Annotated in this window: 18 protein-coding genes and 1 tRNA gene; 10 read left to right on the top strand and 9 right to left on the bottom strand. The window is 69.0% G+C overall.

Annotated elements, in window-relative coordinates:
- The first annotated feature begins 487 nt into the window (after nucleotides 1–487).
- Nucleotides 488–1,330: a PE-PGRS family protein gene (locus ACZ69M_RS13805; RefSeq protein WP_470049597.1), complete on the top strand. Its 843-nt coding sequence runs from the start codon at nucleotides 488–490 to the stop codon at nucleotides 1,328–1,330.
- Here the strand turns inward: ACZ69M_RS13805 and ACZ69M_RS13800 are convergent.
- From ACZ69M_RS13800 to ACZ69M_RS13785, 4 genes are all read right to left on the bottom strand, one after another.
- The gene (locus ACZ69M_RS13800; protein WP_470049595.1) at nucleotides 1,260–2,339 is read right to left on the bottom strand and encodes a hypothetical protein; all 1,080 of its coding nucleotides are present in this window, start codon (nucleotides 2,337–2,339) and stop codon (nucleotides 1,260–1,262) included. The genes ACZ69M_RS13805 and ACZ69M_RS13800 overlap by 71 nt on opposite strands.
- A 775-nt stretch (nucleotides 2,340–3,114) precedes the next feature.
- Nucleotides 3,115–3,188: transfer RNA gene (locus ACZ69M_RS13795), tRNA-Pro, on the bottom strand.
- Nucleotides 3,189–3,216: 28 nt separating this feature from the next.
- Nucleotides 3,217–4,017 (bottom strand): Pr6Pr family membrane protein, encoded by an 801-nt coding sequence (locus tag ACZ69M_RS13790; RefSeq protein WP_470049593.1) that lies wholly within the window; start codon nucleotides 4,015–4,017, stop codon nucleotides 3,217–3,219.
- A 168-nt stretch (nucleotides 4,018–4,185) separates the two neighbouring features.
- Nucleotides 4,186–5,112 (bottom strand): metallophosphoesterase, encoded by a 927-nt coding sequence (locus tag ACZ69M_RS13785; protein WP_470049591.1) that lies wholly within the window; start codon nucleotides 5,110–5,112, stop codon nucleotides 4,186–4,188.
- A gap of 153 nt (nucleotides 5,113–5,265) precedes the next feature.
- On the opposite strand from ACZ69M_RS13785, the gene ACZ69M_RS13780 reads away from it, so the two are divergent.
- Entirely contained in the window at nucleotides 5,266–5,730 is a 465-nt protein-coding gene (locus tag ACZ69M_RS13780) for a GatB/YqeY domain-containing protein (RefSeq protein WP_168494112.1), read from the top strand.
- A 255-nt stretch (nucleotides 5,731–5,985) separates the two neighbouring features.
- Here ACZ69M_RS13780 and ACZ69M_RS13775 read toward each other — a convergent pair whose 3' ends face one another.
- The gene (locus ACZ69M_RS13775; protein ID WP_470049589.1) at nucleotides 5,986–8,292 is read right to left on the bottom strand and encodes a transglycosylase domain-containing protein; all 2,307 of its coding nucleotides are present in this window, start codon (nucleotides 8,290–8,292) and stop codon (nucleotides 5,986–5,988) included.
- Between the two features lie 408 nt (nucleotides 8,293–8,700).
- Between ACZ69M_RS13775 and wblA the strand changes: the two genes are divergently transcribed.
- Nucleotides 8,701–9,039, top strand: a complete 339-nt coding sequence (gene wblA, locus ACZ69M_RS13770) for a transcriptional regulator WblA (protein ID WP_028799159.1) — start codon at nucleotides 8,701–8,703, stop codon at nucleotides 9,037–9,039.
- 184 nt (nucleotides 9,040–9,223) lie between these two features.
- Here the strand turns inward: wblA and bagB are convergent, their stop codons facing one another.
- Nucleotides 9,224–10,657 (bottom strand): ATPase BagB, encoded by a 1,434-nt coding sequence (bagB, locus tag ACZ69M_RS13765; protein ID WP_470049588.1) that lies wholly within the window; start codon nucleotides 10,655–10,657, stop codon nucleotides 9,224–9,226.
- Nucleotides 10,654–11,631: an ATPase BagA gene (gene bagA, locus ACZ69M_RS13760; RefSeq protein ID WP_470049586.1), complete on the bottom strand. Its 978-nt coding sequence runs from the start codon at nucleotides 11,629–11,631 to the stop codon at nucleotides 10,654–10,656. Before bagA ends, bagB begins: the two co-directional genes overlap by 4 nt.
- Nucleotides 11,632–11,726: 95 nt before the next feature.
- On the opposite strand from bagA, the gene ACZ69M_RS13755 reads away from it, so the two are divergent.
- The 4 genes from ACZ69M_RS13755 to ACZ69M_RS13740 all read left to right on the top strand — a co-directional run bounded on the left by ACZ69M_RS13755 (nucleotide 11,727) and on the right by ACZ69M_RS13740 (nucleotide 14,183).
- Nucleotides 11,727–11,888, top strand: coding sequence for a DUF4177 domain-containing protein (locus ACZ69M_RS13755; protein WP_075033571.1), 162 nt, complete (start codon nucleotides 11,727–11,729; stop codon nucleotides 11,886–11,888).
- Nucleotides 11,885–12,355 (top strand): RidA family protein, encoded by a 471-nt coding sequence (locus ACZ69M_RS13750; protein ID WP_470049584.1) that lies wholly within the window; start codon nucleotides 11,885–11,887, stop codon nucleotides 12,353–12,355. The genes ACZ69M_RS13755 and ACZ69M_RS13750 overlap by 4 nt, the downstream gene beginning before the upstream one ends.
- 131 nt (nucleotides 12,356–12,486) lie before the next feature.
- Complete coding sequence (locus ACZ69M_RS13745; RefSeq protein ID WP_470049582.1) at nucleotides 12,487–13,356, top strand: NUDIX hydrolase; 870 nt, start codon at nucleotides 12,487–12,489, stop codon at nucleotides 13,354–13,356.
- Nucleotides 13,353–14,183, top strand: coding sequence for an MBL fold metallo-hydrolase (locus tag ACZ69M_RS13740; protein WP_352051317.1), 831 nt, complete (start codon nucleotides 13,353–13,355; stop codon nucleotides 14,181–14,183). Before ACZ69M_RS13745 ends, ACZ69M_RS13740 begins: the two co-directional genes overlap by 4 nt.
- A 140-nt stretch (nucleotides 14,184–14,323) precedes the next feature.
- Here the strand turns inward: ACZ69M_RS13740 and ACZ69M_RS13735 are convergent, their stop codons facing one another.
- Nucleotides 14,324–14,998, bottom strand: a complete 675-nt coding sequence (locus tag ACZ69M_RS13735; protein WP_006382668.1) for a Crp/Fnr family transcriptional regulator — start codon at nucleotides 14,996–14,998, stop codon at nucleotides 14,324–14,326.
- 303 nt (nucleotides 14,999–15,301) lie between these two features.
- Between ACZ69M_RS13735 and nth the strand changes: the two genes are divergently transcribed.
- From nth to ACZ69M_RS13720, 3 genes are all read left to right on the top strand, one after another.
- On the top strand, nucleotides 15,302–16,429 hold the full coding sequence (gene nth / locus ACZ69M_RS13730) for an endonuclease III (protein WP_470049580.1): 1,128 nt from the start codon (nucleotides 15,302–15,304) through the stop codon (nucleotides 16,427–16,429).
- Nucleotides 16,430–16,682: 253 nt separating this feature from the next.
- Nucleotides 16,683–17,342 (top strand): NUDIX hydrolase, encoded by a 660-nt coding sequence (locus ACZ69M_RS13725; protein ID WP_470050156.1) that lies wholly within the window; start codon nucleotides 16,683–16,685, stop codon nucleotides 17,340–17,342.
- A gap of 13 nt (nucleotides 17,343–17,355) precedes the next feature.
- Nucleotides 17,356–18,555: a MarP family serine protease gene (locus ACZ69M_RS13720; RefSeq protein WP_470049578.1), complete on the top strand. Its 1,200-nt coding sequence runs from the start codon at nucleotides 17,356–17,358 to the stop codon at nucleotides 18,553–18,555.
- Nucleotides 18,556–18,589: 34 nt separating this feature from the next.
- On the opposite strand, the gene ACZ69M_RS13715 is transcribed toward ACZ69M_RS13720, so the two are convergent.
- Nucleotides 18,590–18,769: a hypothetical protein gene (locus tag ACZ69M_RS13715; RefSeq protein WP_079065266.1), complete on the bottom strand. Its 180-nt coding sequence runs from the start codon at nucleotides 18,767–18,769 to the stop codon at nucleotides 18,590–18,592.
- Nucleotides 18,770–18,890 lie beyond the last annotated feature (121 nt).

Here is an 18,890-nt window from a genome sequence, read left to right as displayed (position 1 = left end):
GGCGGCACAGGCCAACCCGGCGGCGGATTGAAACGGTAAGTAGTCATTCCCCACCCCCTCGCCCCTGAGGCTCCCCAGCACACAGGTCGCCGGATATTCCCGGCAAACGTAGAGTGACATTTTCTTGGTGATCAGCCACTTGATCACCCGCATATTCCACCTTGTGACCATCCTGTAACTATGCGTGAGGATCTTTCTAGGGGAGGGCCACGGGTTCCAGGCGGAACGCTACGAAGTCCCCGACCGGTGAACTCGTCGACCAGCCACTGGGCCTCGTACGTGGAGGGAGCGTCGTCCGGTGAGGAACGCTGCGAGGGACAGTGCGGATGTCCGGACGTGCTGCTGTGCCTCTTTGCGGTCGCTGCCGGGGTGAAGCTGTTTCGCGCGATGCTTCGCAGAGCGGCGTCAACCTGGTGATGAGGAGTTCGCGCCGGTAGTTATGGCAAACGCCCAGTGATGGGTCCAACAGACCTGGCTCAATAGGCACATGGAGATTGGCGAGCATTGGGCCTACCGCGCGAGGCCGAAGGAGCTGGGCGGTGCGGTTCGCCAGGTGGAGGTCGTTCGCGTGGGCGGCCCTGGCAGGTCTGGCTGGGTCCACGTACGGTTTCTCGAAGGCGATGCCGCCGGCCTGCAAGAGTGGGTCAATTCCGGCTCTCTCGTAGCACCGTGGGCGGAAGTCGATACGTTCCGCGCAGACGACGCGGCGGAGTTGGCACTGGTGGAGTCCTCGCGCCACGTCCGGGGCAGCACGGAATTCGAGGCCGCCCGCATGATCCTCGGATTCGTTCGCCCGAAGAACAGGTTGCGACTGCGCCGAACGGTGGCGGACGCAGGCGTTCTGGAGCTGAGCCGCCTCGACGAGACTGCACCGCTCATCGGGATGGACGCCGCCGAACTACGCGGCGACACCATGGTGTTCGAGAACCACCGCGGAATGTGCCTGGCCGGGTGGCCGGTCACCGAGCGCATCGCCCGCCACGTGGCCGGACGCCTCGCCGACGAGATCCTTCCGGAGGTGGACCGCAAGCAGCAGGACATCGAGCAGGAGCGTGCCCAGCCCTCCTGGTACTCCTACAGCCGGCGTGACGAACGCAAGCTGGACGCGGAGGCGGCAGTCCTCCGAACCGTCCGGGCGTGGTGCGGCCAGGACAAGGCCGACCGCTACGACGAGTTGGTTGCCCTGCGCGCCGAGGTCATCCGGCTCGGAGAGCTGGTCGAGAAGGCGGTCAAGGCCCTACGTGACCGCGGCCACGGCGTCATCGCCTCCACCATTGAGCGCGACCTGGGTGTCCATATCTCCAGCCTTGATCCTGACGTGCGTCGATGAGACCGCGCCACGGATCTGGCTCCACCTTGGGCGGCGCCGGCTGAACAGCGGGCTTCTTTTCCTTCTCCGGCCGGTGTGGGTGCCAGCCGTCGAGGAACGGCCGCAGTTGATCTCCCGTCGGCTCCGTATGGAAGTTGAGAGAAGCCAAGCCCTTGCCGCTAAGAGTGGGGTCAAGCCGGTCGGCCTCCGCCTTCCCCCAAGCCGACCACTCTCGCAGCCTCTCGGCTTCTAGGGCGTCTTCCGACGCCGCGGCGGCATCATCCAGAGCGGCACAGAACATTCGGATCTCCCCTGCGGCCTGCCACTGCTCAAGGGCCGTGCCGAAGCGCTCGGCCCGTACTGCGTGAACCGCCTTGATCGAAGCCACGCTGACGGCGGACTCCCACTCCCGCTGCTCGCGCTCCTCTCGCTCCGCTTCCAGACGTCGGCGCTCGGCCTCCTGCCGCTCCCGCTCCTCCCGCAGGCGCTGCTGCTCGGCTTCATGTTCCAGTCGAGCCCGCTCCTGCTCCTCCGCGCGCGCCTTCAACGCCCGGAAGACTGAACCGACCTGCTCCTCCAATGGTTTCCTAGCCGTGTCAGCCCATTCCTTCTTCCAGCCGTAGCTGTAGCCCGATTGCTGGCTGACCAGCAGCTCCAGTTCGCCGGACGGCTCGAACTTCTGGGCCGGAGTGACACGCTGCCAGTCGTAGGTACGGCGGCCCGGCTGCTTGGGGACGTACCGGACCGGCTTCTGCCGTTCGCGGAAGCTGACCTCGTACGTCCTGCCGTGGACGGTGAGCAGCGGCCTCGGCTGTCTGCGCTTCTTCGACACCGCGATCTCGCCGTGGCGTGCGAGGGCTTCCTCGGCGAGGAGCCGGAGCAGCGAGAGCACCCGGGGGAGGACCGCCTCCGAGATCTCGAAGGCGCTGTGATCCGTGCTGACTGCGGCGATCACGTCCTCGACATCGGTGATCACACGGCTGCGCGCCAGCCGGATCCGGTTCCACTCGGTCTCGTCCTCGCCGGTCACCCGGAGCAGGCCGAGGAAGAAGTCCCCCTTCGCCCGCCCGCTGTACTTCAGGCTGTATCCCTCGGGGGCACACTGCCGGGCCGCGTCGAAGGCCCTGCGGTAGCGGGCTCGCTCCTCGTCGCTGAGGTTCGGGATCCGAAGGAACCGACCAGCCTGCTGTACCTCCGCGATCAAGGCGGCTCCGACTTCCGCCGGCGACGGCTGTGGGGACTTGGCGGCGCGCTGCGGCGCCGGCTTCGTCGGGGACGGGGCTGTGACTTTCTTTTGCGGCGGAGGGGCCGGCCGTGTCCGTTGGTCGGAACCTGTTGACCGCTGCTTGCGCTGAGCTGGTTCCGGCCGGTCCGGGTGATGGCCGTGTTCCAGGTAGAAGCGCCCCGCGTCAGTGATCTCCGCCTGCCACTTCCCATCCTGCTTGGGCATGGTGATCAGGCGCCGCTCCTTGAGCGCGCGGGCGGTGAGAGCGAACTCGGGGCTGTCCGACGTGACGGGGTCGGCTCCGTCCCCGATGCGGGTGAGGAGTGCGAGCTGCCGGTCATTTAACGGAGACCATCGGTGCATGTCGATCGTCGTACCGTCTGTTGTCTCCTCGGCACAAGCCGTGGGGTGACTCTTGCGGAGCGCACGGTGCACTCGGAGGCGGAACACCTCTCGCTGGGAGCCGCCGGGGAGCCGCTCCCCGAAGTCGGCTCCCAAATGGCTCCCAGAATGGGCCCGCAAAGCAAATCAGGCCCGGTACTGATCTCTCAGTACCGGGCCTGAACTGCTGTTTCGGCTGTCGGGGTGGCGGGATTTGAACCCACGACCTCTTCGTCCCGAACGAAGCGCGCTGCCAAGCTGCGCTACACCCCGATTGTCGCTGCTCTCGCGGCGACGTCGTTTACTTTAGCCCACCGGTGGCCGGAGACGAAATCCGGTTTCTGGGGCGTCGGCCGCGGCGGCGGAACGGGTCGGGGCGGACGTGGTCCAGGGCGATGACGAGGAGGGCGAGGGCGTAGAAGGCGACGCCGAGGATCGCGGTGTTGCCGAGGATGCCCACGTAACCGTGCCGGTCGACGTCCACGAAGGGGTAGAGGTAGCGCGCCGGGGTGCCTGGCGGCAGCATCTCTCCGCGGACGAGGGAAAAGGCCAGGTAGGCGAGAGGGTAGGCAAGCCACGTCGTCGCATGCCGGACCGCGAACGGCACCGGGCGGGTCAGCAGGAGCCAGTCGATCAACGCGGCGATGGGGATCACCGTGTGCAGGATCTGGTTCGACACCGCCTGCCGGCCGGCGTGCCGGGTGATACCCCCGATCATGGAGAAGCCGCTGGACGGGTCCGCCAGGATCAGGTGGTAGACCAGGCCCGTGATCGAGATGTAGAGCAACGTGCCGCCCATGAGGACCGCGGGCAGCGGGCGACGCGCCGCCCGTGCCCGCCGGGCCGAGGTGACGAAGACCACCGCCACCAGCAGGTTGGCCTGGATGGTGAAGTAGCTGAGCACGTGGAGCGGACTGCCCAGGCGCATCTCGATGGCCACGCCCACGGTCGCGACGAAGGCGACCAGGAGGCGGAAGACGGCCACCACGGGGCGGCGCACGGGGGCTACCACTGCCGTTGCCGGGACGACGAAGGGGTTCGGCGGGGGGATGCCCGGTATCGCGGGCAGGTCGGGTATGTCCCTGGGGATCGGGGCGATCATGTCCCCACGCTAAGCATGTGGGGCGAATCGGGCGATATGGTTCACCCGGGTGGGTGACGGCCGAACGCGGACCCGCTCCCCACCAGCATCGACATCAGCATCGACATCGACGCTCTGATCGACCCGCATCCGTCCCGTTCACCGCCGTCCGACCTGCTGCCGAGCGACCTACTCCCGAGCGACCAGCGTCAGCAGTGACGCCTCCGGCGGGCACGCGAACCGTACCGGCGTGTAGCGGTTCGTACCGCAGCCCGCCGAGACGTGCATGTATGACGTCTGCCCCTCCGCCGTGTGCTTGGACAGGCCCTTCACGCGGTCCGCGTCCAGGTCGCAGTTGGTGACGAAGGCGCCGTAGAAGGGGAGGCACAGCTGGCCGCCGTGGGTGTGGCCGGCCAGGATCAGGGGGTAGCCGTCCGCTGTGAACGCGTCGAGCGTACGCAGGTACGGGGCGTGGACCACGCCCATCGAGAAGTCGGCCGACTCCGACGGGCCGCCGGCCACGCGCGCGTACCGGTCCCGCTTGATGTGCGGGTCGTCGAGGCCGGTCAGCTCGATCTCGGCGCCTTCTATCTTGAGCGTCCCCCGGGTGTTCGTCAGGTTCAGCCAGCCCGCCGCGTCGAAGCCGTCGCGCAGGTCCTCCCACGGGTTGTGGATGACGCCCACGGCCGGCTTGTTGCCGTTCAGACCGTGGCGGCCCTGGGACTTCTCCAGCAAGTACAGGGCGGGGTTGCGGAGTCTGGGGCCGTAGTAGTCGTTCGAACCGAAGACGTACGCACCGGGGAACTCCATCAACGGGCCGAGGGAGTCCAGGACTTCGGGGACGCCCTCCTGGTCGGAGAGGTTGTCCCCGGTGTTGATGACGAAGTCGGGGCGCAGCCCGGCCAGGGAGCGCAGCCAGCGCTGCTTCTTACGCTGACCGCTCACCATGTGGATGTCGGAGACCTGGAGGACGCGGAGCGGCCGCATGCCTGGTGGCAGAACCGGGACCGTCACCCGTCGGAGGCGGAACGAGCGGGCCTCGAAACCCGCCGCGTACAACAGTCCGGCGGCGCCCACCGCCGTGATTCCCAGGGGTACTCCGTATCGCGCGCGCATAAGTCCATCGTGTCAGACCCCGACAGCCCCGCTTGCCGCCCTGTGGACAACCCCGAATCTGTGGACAGTCTCGTGCTCACCGACGGCGCGTCCCGGGGTACGGCAATGAAATCAGCAGGCGACCGCCGCATCACACCTGCGACAATCAACGGCATGACCACGCTCAAGTCGAAGCTGCAGGAAGACCTCAACGCCGCCATCAAGGAGCGCGACGAGCTCCGCTCCGCGACGCTCCGGCTGACCCTCGCCGCGATCACCAAGGAGGAGGTCGCGGGCAAGACGAAGCGCGAGCTCTCCGACGACGAAGTACAGAAGGTGATCACCCGCGAGGCGAAGAAGCGCCGCGAGGCCGCGGACGCCTTCGCGCAGGGCGGGCGTCCCGAGTCGGCCGAGCGGGAGAAGGCGGAGGGGGAGGTCCTCGCCGCGTACCTGCCCAAGCAGCTGTCCGACGAGGAGCTCCAGCAGATCGTCGGGCAGGCCGTCGAGGAGGCCAGGGCGGCGGGTGCCGAGGGGCCGCGCGCCATGGGGCAGGTCATGAAGATCGTGAACCCGAAGGTCGCGGGGCAGGCCGAGGGCGGTCGTGTCGCCGCCGTGGTCAAGAAGCTGCTCGCGGGCTGAGTCCGAGAGGGACCGCAACCAGTAGCAGACGCAGAACCGGGACCCGTACGAGCCGTATGAGCCGTACGAGCACCTGTGCCTGTGCCTGTGCCTGTGCCTGTGCCCGTGCGAATCCGTACGAGTACCTCCACCCGTACCCGTACCCACACCACCCCGCCCACCAAAAGCCGTCGGCCTCGGCGCTCCCGATAGGGAAAGCGCCGAGGCCGACGGCTGTGCTGTGCCGTTCTCTGTCAGCGGCCGTGACGGGGTGGGTTACCCGTGACGACCCCCGTTGCCGTTCTGACCCTGAATGAAGCCCGAGGGGATCGAGAACGTGGGTGTCGGGAACCCGCCACCGTTCGTGTTACCTGTGCCGCCGTTGGCGCCACTGATGGTGTTGCCGCTGATCGTGTTCCCGTTGATGGTGTTTCCACCGTTGTTGTTGCCGTTGTTGCCGTTATTGCTGCCGTTGTTCCCGTCGGTCGGGCCATGGCCGTCGTCCTTGGGCTTCTCGTCGGGAATGTCGACGAGGTTGAAGGACGGGGAGTCCTTGCCCGAGAGGGCGCCGGTCATGGCGTCCTTCCAGATGGGGCCCGGCACCTGACCGCCGTAGACGAGGTCGTGGTAGACGCCGCCGATGCGGATGCCCGTCATCTTGACGTTCTGCTTGGGGCTGCCGACCCAGACCGCGCCCGACAGGTTCGGCGTGTACCCGACGAACCAGGCGTTCTTGCGCTCGTCCGTCGTACCCGTCTTACCGGCGTTGTCGCGGTCGGAGAGGCCGGCCTGCTGACCCGTACCGGAGTCGATCACGCCCTGGAGCAGGGTGTTGACGGTGTCCGCGGTCTTCTCGGACATGGCCCGAGAGCAGGTCGACTTCGGGACCTCGAGCGACTTCTCCCGGCCGTCGGCCTTCTGGGTGATCGACTCGATGGCGATCGGCGTGCAGTACATGCCCCGAGAGGCGAAGGTGGCGTAGGCGCTCGCCATGGTCAGCGGGGAGATGCCCTTGGAGCCGAGGGTGATGGCGGGCACCTCGGGCAGCTTGTCGCCGTTGCCCTGCACGACGTGCAGCTTGTCGGTCAGCTTCACCACGGGGCAGATGCCGATGTCCGAGATCATCTGCACGAAGTAGGTGTTGACCGACTTGGCCATCGCCGTCTTCAGTGCGTACGGGCCCTTCTCCTCGGTGCTCTCGTTCGACAGCTTCTCGCCGGTCAGGTTGGTCCAGGGCTTGCTGCTGCACGTCTGTACGGGGCTGGGGTAGGCCATCTCGTACGGCGACGGGTACTGCTGGGTCGCCGGCCGACCCTCCTCCAGCGCGGCCGCGGCCACGAACGGCTTGAAGGTCGAACCGGTCGGGAAGCCGTAGTTCGAACCGCCCATGTCACGGTCGACCGAGTAGTTGTACTCCGTCTCGTTCTTCCCGTAGCCGTACGGCCTCGACTGGCCCATGCCGACGATCTTCCCGGTGCCCGGCTCGACCAGGGTGGCCGCCGTGGCGACCGAGTCCGACTTGTTGACGTGGGACTTGATCGAGGACTGCACCGACTGCTGCGCCTGCGGGTCGAGCGTCGTACGGATGGTCAGGCCGCCCTGGTTCCAGAGCTTCGCCCGGGCCTCCTTGGTCTTGCCGAAGACCGGGTCGGTGAGGAACACGTTCTCCACGTACTTGCAGAAGAAGCTCGCGCCCTTGACCGCCGTGATGCAGCCGTTCTTCGGCTGGCTGACCTTCAGGCCGAGCTTCGCCTCCTTGGCCTTGTCGGCCTCCTGCTGGGAGATGTCGTGCACCTCGGCCATGCGCTGCAGCACGGTGTTGCGGCGCTTGGTGGCCTCCGCCTCGTCGTTCACCGGGTCGTACCGGCTGGGCGACTGGACGATGCCCGCGAGCAGCGCGGACTCCTGGAGGTTCAGGTCCTTGGCGGGCTTGGAGAAGTAACGCTGGGCGGCGGCCTCGATGCCGTAGGCCTGCTCGCCGAAGAACGTGATGTTCAGGTAGTTCTCGAGGATCTTCTTCTTGCCGAGCTTCTCTTCCAGCTGGATCGCGTACTTGAGCTCGCGGACCTTGCGGCCGAGGGTCTGCTGGGTGGCCTGGGCGACCTTCGTCGGGTCGTCGCCGGCCTCCTCCACGAAGTAGTTCTTCACCAGCTGCTGGGTGAGCGTGGAGGCGCCCTGGGCGACCCCGCCGTTCTGCGCGTTCTGGTTCAGGGCGCGCAGGACGCCCTTCAGGTCGATCGCGCCGTGCTGGTAGAAGCGGGAGTCCTCGATCGCGACGATCGCCTTCTGCATGTACGGCGAGATGTCCTTGAGGTCGACCACCGTGCGGTCGCGCGAGTAGACCGTCGCGATCTGACCGCCCTTGTTGTCCAGGATGGTGGTGCGCTGACTCAGCGCGGGACTCTTCAGGTTGTCGGGAATCTCGTCGAACCCCTGGACGGAACCCTTGGCCGCGAGACCGAGCGCGCCCGCAGCGGGCAGCGCGATTCCGGCCATGACTGCTCCAGCGAGCACGCTGACACCGAGGAACTTGGCGGCCTGTTGCGTTGGCGACAGACCACCGCCCGAGCGCTTCTTTGGCATAGGGGCAGCCTACGTTCTCATTCGCCGGACACGCGTATATGCCTTGGCCTAAGCTGCTCTCAACTGTCACAGCAGTATGGCCACGTATCAATACGTCCGGCGACCCCGAATCGTTCCGGAGGTTCCCCAACTTTTTTGGGGAGGTCGTGTCCGAATCAGCCTCATGCGTCACCTGGCGTCCGTTGTGACTCAACTGAACTGTCCCGCTTTGCCGGGATACTCACGTATGTCCGCCGCTCACTCCCCCGGGTGATCTGCCGCTTACGCATAGTCCGTTCGGGCCATTCAAGATTGGGCCCGCAGGGGGTGTTGCGCTGTGCCTGCCTTCCGTAACGTCCTCAACTGGCGGCGGTGAATATGCCGCTGCCGCCGTGGGGGAGCCTCGATTCGGGAGAGGACGGCGCCGGTATGGGCTGGGTAACCGACTGGAGTGCGCAGGCGGCCTGCCGCACTACCGATCCGGATGAACTGTTCGTTCAAGGAGCAGCGCAGAACAGGGCGAAGGCAGTGTGCACCGGATGTCCGGTACGCACGGAGTGCCTCGCCGATGCGCTCGACAACCGCGTCGAATTCGGCGTGTGGGGTGGCATGACGGAGCGGGAGCGTCGCGCGTTGCTGCGCAGGCGTCCCACCGTCACCTCGTGGCGTCGCCTGCTGGAGACCGCGCGTACGGAGTACGAGCGCGGTGCGGGCCTGCTGCCCCTCGACGAGGAAGAGGTGTACGAGCGCTACGCGGCGGTGGGCTGAGGGCGCCACGGAGGGCATCCCGCGGGGCCACCTCGGCCCGCGCCGGACCCACCCGCCGCCTCAGACCCACTCACCGCCTCGGCCCCACTTGTGTCAGGCCATTTCGGGCTTGCCGCCTCAGGCCATCCCGGGTCGGTCACGAGCTCTGACTCAGACCTGGCCCCGGGTCCGTGGACGGCGCCGCTCAGGCGTCGGTTTCAGGCAGCTCCGGCTGGTTGGCCGCGAGCCGGTCTCCGATGTCCCGCAGTCCTGCGAGATCGTGTACGTCGCCGGGCAGGGCGGCCACTTCGGCAACCGCCACCTCCGGGTGGAGCGCGGCGAAGCGGTCACGCGTGCGTTGCTCGCGGGAGAGCAGCTGCATGCGCTCGGCGTGCAGTCTCAGCAGGCCTGCGGTGAATTGTTCGACGGTCCGGTGTCCGTGCGGCGGCGTGTCGGTCGGTGCGGCGGCCCTGTCCGTGGCGTCTGTGCTGTCCGTGGCGGCGGGGGAGCCTTCATCGGAACCGTCGGAGCCGGCTGGACCTTCGGAGCCGTCGGGAGCTGATGTCTCGGAAGCGGGAGATTCTGAACTGCCGTACGTGTCGGGAGAGTTACGAAGTCCAGCTTTCCCGCCCTCCTGATCCACAATGCGGGCGTCGTCAAGATTTTCTACAGCTGTGGATTCAAGATCTTCCGCAGCCTCGGCATCGAGGTTCTCGGCGGCCGCCAGCGCCCGCTCGGCGGAGAGGTGGGCGGCACCGCTGCCGTGCACCCGGTTGAGTACGAGACCGGCGAACGGCATGTCCTCGGCCGCCAGCCGCTCCACGAAGTACGCGGCCTCGCGCAGCGCGTCCCGCTCCGGGGCCGCCACCACCAGGAACGCCGTCCCGGGCGCCTGGAGTAGCTTGTACGTGGCGTCCGCGCGCGTACGGAAGCCCCCGAACGTCGTGTCCATCGCCGCCACGAACGTCTGCACGTCCTTCAGGAGTTGTCCCCCCAGCAGCTTCCCCAGGGTGCCGGTCATCATCGACATCCCGACGTTCAGGAACTTCATTCCCGCGCGCCCGCCCAGCTTCGCCGGCGCCGTCAGGAGCCGGATCAGACGTCCGTCGAGGAACGACCCGAGCCGCTTGGGCGCGTCCAGGAAGTCGAGCGCCGAGCGGGACGGCGGAGTGTCGACGACGATCAGGTCCCACTCGTCCCGGGCCCGCAGCTGCCCCAGCTTCTCCATCGCCATGTACTCCTGCGTGCCCGCGAAGCCCGCCGAAAGCGACTGGTAGAAGGGGTTGTTCAGGATCACGGCCGCCCGCTCGCCGTCCGCGTGCGCCTCGACGATCTCGTCGAACGTGCGCTTCATGTCGAGCATCATGGCGTGCAGCTCGCCGCCCGCGGAGTCGTCGATGCCCTTCACCCGGCGTGGGACGTTGTCGAGGGAGTCGATGCCCATCGACTGGGCGAGGCGGCGCGCCGGGTCGATGGTGAGAACGACCACCTTGCGGCCCCGCTCGGCGGCGCGCAGCCCCAGGGCCGCCGCCGTGGTCGTCTTGCCGACGCCGCCCGAGCCGCAGCACACCACGATGCGGGTGTCGGGGTCGTCGAGCAGTGGGTCGAGGTCGAGTACGCGGGCCGGGTCCAGACTCATGAGATCCCTTGAGTGCGCAGTTCCGTAGCGAGCTCGTACAGGCCCGCCAGGTCCATTCCCTCGGCGAGCAGGGGGAGTTCGTGCAGCGGGAGGTCCTGCTCGGTCAGGACGGCCCGCTGTTCGCGCTCCAGGGTGTGCCGTTCGGCGTACTCCTCGGCCTGTTCCAGGAGGGGCCCGACGAGCCGCTCGGCGTTCCCGCCGCGGCGGGCGCCGCCGAGCCCCGCCGCCGAGAGCGACTTGGCGACGGCGCTGCGCGTGACGGCGCCCGTGAGCTCCAGGTCGACGTCGTCCAGGAGCGCGGGCCGCACCATGTTCACGATGATCCGTCCCACCGGCAGCTTCGCCGCCCGCAGCTCGGCGATGCCGTCCGCGGTCTCCTGGACGGGCATCTCCTCCAGCAGCGTCACCATGTGCACCGCCGTCTCCGGCGACTTCAGGACGCGCATCACGGCCTGCGCCTGATTGTGTATCGGCCCGATCTTGGCGAGCCCCGCGACCTCGTCGTTGACGTTCAGGAAGCGGGTGATGCGGCCCGTGGGTGGCGCGTCCATGACGACGTAGTCGTACGCGAACCGCCCGCTCTTGTCCTTCCTGCGGACGGCCTCGCATGCCTTCCCCGTGAGGAGCACGTCCCTGAGACCGGGCGCGATGGTGGTCGCGAAGTCGATGGCGCCGAGCTTCTTCAGGGCCCGGCCGGCGCCGCCCAGTTTGTAGAACATCTGGAGGTAGTCCAGAAGGGCCAGTTCGGGGTCGATGGCGAGGGCGTACACCTCCCCGCCCCCCGGAGCGACGGCGATCTTCCGCTCCTCGTAGGGCAGCGCTTCTGTTTCGAAGAGCTGCGCGATGCCCTGTCTGCCCTCGACCTCGACGAGGAGGGTGCGCTTGCCCTCGGTCGCGAGGGCGAGCGCGAGGGCCGCGGCTACCGTGGTCTTGCCGGTACCGCCCTTGCCGCTGACGACCTGGAGCCTGCTCACGTCTTCGAGCCTAACCAGTCCGCCGCCGTACTACGCAGGAGGCTGTGGACAACGTGCGCGCGAGGCCCCCCGCGGCAACGACTACAGTCGGCGACATGACCAAGTGGGAATACGCAACCGTGCCGCTGCTCGTCCATGCCACGAAGCAGATTCTGGACACCTGGGGCGAGGACGGCTGGGAGCTCGTCCAGGTCGTGCCCGGGCCGAACAACCCCGAGCAGCTGGTGGCCTACCTGAAGCGCGAGAAGTCGGCATGAGCGGCGCCGTCGAGGCGAAGCTCGCGGAGCTCGGTCTGACGCTGCCGGGCGTCGTTCCGCCGCTGGCCGCCTATCAGCCCGCCGTGCAGTCCGGCGTGTACGTCTTCACCGCGGGGCAGCTGCCGATGGTGGACGGCAAGCTTCCGCTCACCGGCAAGGTGGGTGCGGAGGTCACGGCCGAGGAGGCCAAGGACCTGGCCCGCATCTGCGCGCTGAACGCGCTGGCCGCGGTCAAGTCCGTCGTGGGCGACCTCGACCGCATCGCGCGTGTCGTGAAGGTCGTCGGCTTCGTGGCCTCGGCCTCGGACTTCACCGGCCAGCCGGGTGTCCTGAACGGCGCGAGCGAGCTCCTGGGCGCGGCCCTGGGCGACAAGGGCGTCCACGCCCGCAGCGCGGTCGGCGTGGCCGTCCTCCCGCTGGACGCCCCGGTCGAGGTCGAGATCCAGGTGGAGCTGACGGAGGCGTAGGCGGTCGGCGCTGACGGAGGCCTGGGCGGTCGGGACCGGCGGCGGTTTTCTTCGCCCCCGCCGCCCCACCCCCGGCCCGGGGATCCCCTGGGCCCCTCGAACATTCGCCCGGCTCGGGATAGCCTCCGGCCATGGCGAATGGGCAGTGGTATCCACCGGAGTGGCCCGAGCGGATCCGCGCGCTCGCGGAGGGCACGCTGATCCCGGTAGCGCCCAGGCGCGCGGCCACCGTCATGCTGCTCAAGGACACCCCCACCACCCCCGTCGTGCACATGCTGCGCAGACGCGCCTCCATGGCCTTCGCCGGAGGCGCGTACGCGTATCCGGGCGGCGGCGTGGACCCACGCGACGACGAGCACCAGATCCGCTGGGCGGGCCCCACGCGCGCGTGGTGGGCGAACAGGCTCGGCACCGACGAGACGTCCGCCCAGGCCGTCGTCTGCGCGGCGGTCCGCGAGACGTACGAGGAGGCCGGAGTCCTGCTCGCCGGGCCCACCCCGGACACCGTGGTCGGCGACACCACCGGCGAGGACTGGGAGGCGGACCGCGCGGCCCTGGTCGCCCGCGACCTCTCCTTCGCCGAGTTCCTCGACCGCCGCGGACTCGTGCTCAGGTCCGACCTCCTGGGCGTCTGGACCCGCTGGATCACCCCGGAGTTCGAAAGCCGCCGCTACGACACCTGGTTCTTCGTGGCCGCCCTCCCGGAGGGCCAGCGCACCCGCAACGCCTCCACGGAGGCCGACCGCACGGTCTGGATCCGCCCCGCGGACGCGGCGGACGGGTACGACAAGGGCGAGCTCCTGATGATGCCGCCCACCGTCGCGACCCTGCGTCAGCTCATCCCGTACGACAGCGCCGCCGACGTCCTCGCCGCCGCGCCCGCCCGTGATCTGACCCCCGTCCTGGCCAAGGCCCGCCTGGAGAACGGCGAAGTCGTCCTCGCCTGGCCGGGCCACGACGAGTTCACCAAGCACATCCCGACCGGTGGAGCCCCCGCATGACCGACGCCGCAGCCCTCCCAGGCCAGCCGCGAGGCGGGGTCCTCTCCGGCTCTGCCACCCCGCGCGCCGTCAACGTGCTCGCGCCCAACGCGTCCGCGATGACCCTGGACGGCACCAACACCTGGATCGTCTCCGAGCCGGACTCCGATCTCGCGGTGGTGATCGACCCAGGCCCCCTGGACGACGTACATCTGCGCAATGTCGTGGACACCGCCGAGAAGGCGGGCAAGCGGGTGGCGCTGACCCTGCTGACGCACGGGCACCCCGATCACGCCGAGGGCGCCGGGCGGTTCGCGGAACTGACGGACACGAAGGTGCGGGCGCTGGATCCGGCGCTGCGGCTCGGGGACGAGGGGCTGGCGCACGGGGACGTCATCGCCGTGGGCGGGCTCGAACTGCGTGTCGTACCGACCCCGGGCCACACCGCCGACTCGCTGTGCTTCCATCTCCCGGCCGATCGGGCCGTCCTGACGGGTGACACCATCCTCGGCCGCGGTACGACCGTCGTGGCCCACCCCGACGGCCGTCTGGGCGACTATCTGGACTCGCTGCGGCGCCTCAGGTCCCTGACCGTGGACGACGGCGTGCACACCGTGCTGCCGGGGCACGGGCCCGTCCTGGAGGACGCCCAGGGCGCCGTCGAGTTCTACCTCGCCCACCGCGCTCACCGCCTGGCCCAGGTCGAGACGGCGGTCGAGAGCGGCTACCGGTCGCCGGCCGAGGTCGTCGCGCACGTGTACGCGGACGTGGACCGCTCGTTGTGGCCGGCGGCGGAGCTGTCGGTCCGGGCGCAGATGGACTATCTCCGGGAACACGGCCTCATCTAGGTGCCGGGGAGCGTCCGGATCTTGGTGCCGGGGAGCGTCCGGGCGGCCGGTGGGGGTCGGTGCGATACCGGGGGATACGAGAAGGGCCCCGCTGTGCAGCGAGGCCCTTCAGGTGCGTCGAAAGCCGGAGCGCGGTGCGGTCAGCGCGAGCGCTTCGCGAGGCGCTCCACGTCCAGCAGGATGACCGCGCGGGCCTCCAGCCGGAGCCAGCCGCGGCCCGCGAAGTCGGCCAGGGCCTTGTTGACCGTCTCGCGGGACGCGCCGACCAACTGGGCCAGCTCCTCCTGCGTGAGGTCGTGCACGACGTGGATGCCCTCCTCCGACTGCACGCCGAAGCGGCGGGAGAGGTCGAGGAGCGCGCGGGCCACGCGGCCGGGCACGTCCGAGAAGACCAGGTCGGACATCTGGTCGTTGGTCTTGCGCAGGCGCCGGGCGACGGCGCGCAGCAGCGCGGCGGCCACCTCGGGCCGCGCGTTCAGCCAGGGCTGTAGGTCGCCGTGGCCGAGGCCGAGCAGCTTGACCTCGGTCAGCGCGGTGGCGGTCGCCGTGCGCGGGCCCGGGTCGAACAGCGACAGTTCGCCGATGAGCTCACCGGGGCCCAGGACGGCCAGCATGTTCTCGCGGCCGTCGGGTGAGGTGCGGTGGAGCTTCACCTTGCCCTCGGTGACCACGTACAGGCGGTCACCGGGGTCGCCCTCGTGGAAGAGAGCGTCGCCGCGTGCGAGGGTCACCTCACTCATGGAGGCGCGGAGCTCCGCGGCCTGCTCATCATCGAGCGCCGCGAAGAGCGGGGCGCGCCGCAGAACGTCGTCCACGAGTTCTCTCCTTGTCGACCTGCTCAGGGGATCTTGCTCCCCCGTGATACCAGGGGAGCGTGTTCCCCATCTTGCTGGACGGTCCAAACAGTGTGATCAGTCACAAGTCTGCCGCACTGGCGTGCCGGGCAGTGCGGCAGGGGGCCAATTGGGGGCTGATCTTCTGGGTCCGGGGCGGATGTCGGTGGGGGGCTTTAGGCTGGCCGGGTGTCCAAATCGCCGGTGAGAGCACAGGCCAAGGGGGCTGGGCGGGTGGTTGTACGTCGCGATTCCGCTGTGGGCGAACAGAGTTCCGCCGAAAGTATGAAAACGACAAAAGCGACAAAATCGACGCTGGTGAAGCCGGTCGCGAAGAAGGCCGCGAAGAAGGCTGCCAAAAAGGCGACAGCCACGACCGGGAAGACGACAGGCGTGACCAAGAAGGCGACGGCCACGATCACGAAGGCGGCGGCTGCTTCCAAGAAGGCGGCTCCGGCCAAGACGGCTGCTGCCAAGAAGACGGCGCCGGCCAAGACCGCTGCTGCCAAGAAGGCGGTGCCTGCCAAGACGGCCGCCAAGAAGACGGTGCCTGCCAAGACGGCCGCCAAGAAGACGGCGGCTGCCAAGAGCGTGGCCAAGAAGGCTGCCCCGGCCCAAGCCGCCCCCAAGAAGGCGAGCGTCGAGTCCCACGCCGCTCTCGTGCGCCGCGCCCGCCGCATCAACCGCGAGCTCGCCGAGGTGTACCCGTACGCCCACCCGGAGCTGGACTTCGAGAACCCCTTCCAGCTGGTGATCGCCACGGTCCTGTCGGCGCAGACGACCGACCTGCGGGTGAACCAGACGACTCCGGGGCTCTTCGCCAAGTACCCCACGCCCGAGGACCTCGCCGCGGCGAATCCGGAGGAGGTCGAGGAGATTCTCCGTCCGACCGGTTTCTTCCGGGCCAAGACCAAGTCGGTGATAGGGCTCTCCAAGGCCCTGGTGGAGGACTTCGGGGGCGAGGTCCCCGGCCGCCTCGAAGACCTCGTCAAGCTCCCCGGCGTAGGCCGCAAGACCGCCTTCGTCGTCCTGGGCAACGCCTTCGGGCGCCCCGGCATCACCGTGGACACCCACTTCGGCCGGCTCGTGCGTCGCTGGCAGTGGACCGACGAGACCGACCCGGACAAGGTCGAGGCCGCCGTCGGCGCGCTCTTCCCGAAGAGTGAGTGGACGATGCTCTCGCACCACGTGATCTTCCACGGCCGCCGCATCTGCCACGCCCGTAAGCCCGCGTGCGGCGCCTGCCCCATCGCCCCGCTCTGCCCCGCCTACGGGGAGGGCGAGACGGACCCGGAGAAGGCGCGCAAGCTCCTGAAATACGAGAAGGGCGGCTTCCCCGGCCAGCGCCTCAACCCGCCGCAGTCCTACCTGGACGCGGGCGGCATCCCGGCACCCCCACTGGGCGCCGGATGACGGAACGAACACGGCGCCGCCCGGCGTTGGGGAGAGCAGAACGGGGGTGGCGATGACGCACGCGAGCAACACGCACAGCAGGCACGACGAGCCGGACACACACCGCACGCAGAACGAGACGGGCAGGCACAGCACGCAGAACGAAACGGGCACGCACGGCACACAGAACGAGCAGGGCTCTCACCGCACATACGACGGTCCCGGCGCGCACCACCGCGCACACGAAGGCCCCGACTCGCCCAACGGCCGGGTCGTGGTGACCAAGGACGGCCTGCCCGCCTGGCTCGACCCGGTGGTGCACGCCGTGGAGACCGTGGAACCGCTCCAGCTGAGCCGCTTCCTGCCGCCGGCGAACGGCGCGGGGCGCCAGTCCGCCGTGCTCATCCTCTTCGGGGAGGGCGCCCGCGGGCCCGAGCTGCTGCTGATGGAGCGTGCCAGCTCCCTGCGCTCGCACGCGGGGCAGCCCTCCTTCCCCGGCGGCGCCCTCGACCCGCAGGACGGTGACCCGAAGGCCGACGGGCCGCTGCGGGCCGCGCTGCGGGAGGCCGAGGAGGAGACCGGGCTCGACCCGAGCGGTGTCCAGCTCTTCGGCGTGCTGCCGAAGCTCTACATCCCGGTGAGCGGCTTCGTGGTCACCCCGGTCCTGGGCTGGTGGCGCGAGCCGACCCCGGTCGGCGTGGTCGATCCGGCCGAGACGGCCCGGGTCTTCACGGTCCCCGTGGCGGATCTCACGAACCCCGCCCACCGTGCGACGACCGTGCACCCCAGCGGTCACCGAGGTCCGGCATTTCTGGTCGAATCGGCCCTGGTCTGGGGTTTCACCGCGGGGATCATCGACCGTCTGCTGCACTACGCGGGCTGGGAGCAGCCCTGGGACCGCGAGAAGCAGGTCCCGCTCGACTGGCGCGCATGACAGGGTGGCCCCCGTGAACGTGCTGGACATCCTGTTGCTGGTCGCCGCCGTGTGGTTCGCGATCGTGGGCTACCGCCAGGGCTTCGTCGTCGGCATCCTGTCGGTGATCGGCTTCCTGGGCGGCGGCCTCGTCGCCGTCTATCTGCTCCCCGTCATCTGGGGTGCCCTGACAGACGACTCCAAAGTGAGTACGACCGCCGCCGTGGTCGCGGTGATCGTCGTGATCGTCTGCGCCTCCGTCGGCCAGGCCCTCACCACCCACCTGGGCAACAAGCTGCGCCGGTACATCACCTGGTCCCCGGCCCGCGCCCTGGACGCCACCGGCGGCGCCCTCGTCAACGTCGTCGCGATGCTCCTGGTCGCCTGGCTGATCGGTTCGGCCCTCGCGGGCACGACGCTGCCGACGCTGGGCAAGGAGGTCCGCGGCTCCAGGGTGCTCCACGGCGTCTCCAGCGCCCTGCCCTCCCAGGCCGACACCTGGTTCGCCGACTTCTCCTCGGTCCTCGCGCAGAACGGCTTCCCGCAGGTCTTCAGCCCGTTCGCCAACGAACCCATCACCGACGTCAGGCCCCCCGACCCGGCGCTCGCGAACAGCCCCGTCACCCTGCGCGCCCAGAAGTCCATCGTCAAGGTGATGGGCACCGCGCAGAGCTGCGGCAAGGTCCTGGAGGGCAGCGGCTTCGTCTTCGGCGACCGCCGCGTGATGACCAACGCGCACGTGGTCGGCGGGGTCGACGAGCCCACCGTCCAGATCGGCGGCGAGGGCAGGAAGTACGACGCCAAGGTCGTCCTGTACGACTGGGAGCGCGACATCGCCGTACTCGACGTACCGAACCTGACCGCGCCCGCGCTCCAGTTCACCGCCAAGGACGCGGCGAGCGGCAACAACGCGATCGTCGCCGGCTTCCCGCAGAACGGCGCGTACAACGTCCAGCCCGCGCGCGTGCGCGGCCGCATCACGGCCAACGGCCCGGACATCTACCACCGCGGAACCGTGCGCCGCGACGTCTACTCGCTCTACGCGACCGTGCGCCAGGGCAACTCGGGCGGCCCGCTGCTCACGCCCGACGGCAAGGTGTACGGAGTGGTCTTCGCGAAGTCCCTCGACGACGCCAACACCGGGTACGCGCTCACCGCGGACGAGGTCCAGCCGGACGCCACCAAGGGCCGTACGGCCGGTCAGCAGGTGGACAGCGACAGCTGCGCGCTCTGAGAGCGAAGGGTGACGGGCGGCGGCGTGCGGGGCCTCAGCCTCGTGGGTGACGCAGCCGTACCGAAACCCAGCGGGCCCGGCGGCGCAAAATGCGCGGGATCCCCACGTGGGGGTCCGCGCCCGGCAACTGCGGGGTGCCCCTCTGATGGGAGCTCAGGCCCGTCGCCGAGCGGCGGTTGCGTGGTGCGTCACTGTAGTCGTGCGTCCAGCCCATACCTCGACGTCTGCCCCTGCCCCAAGGTCGATAACCTCGCCCGAGCCCCCCAATTGGCCTATGCGCGAGGCATTTGGCTGTTCGTAGGACACGCGTTCGTGTCCGGATACCGGGCGGGCCA

The organism is Streptomyces sp. NPDC107454, assembly GCF_055582885.1.
The sequence above is the reverse complement of the archived record's forward strand: the minus strand, read 5'-3'. Positions and strand labels throughout refer to the sequence as shown.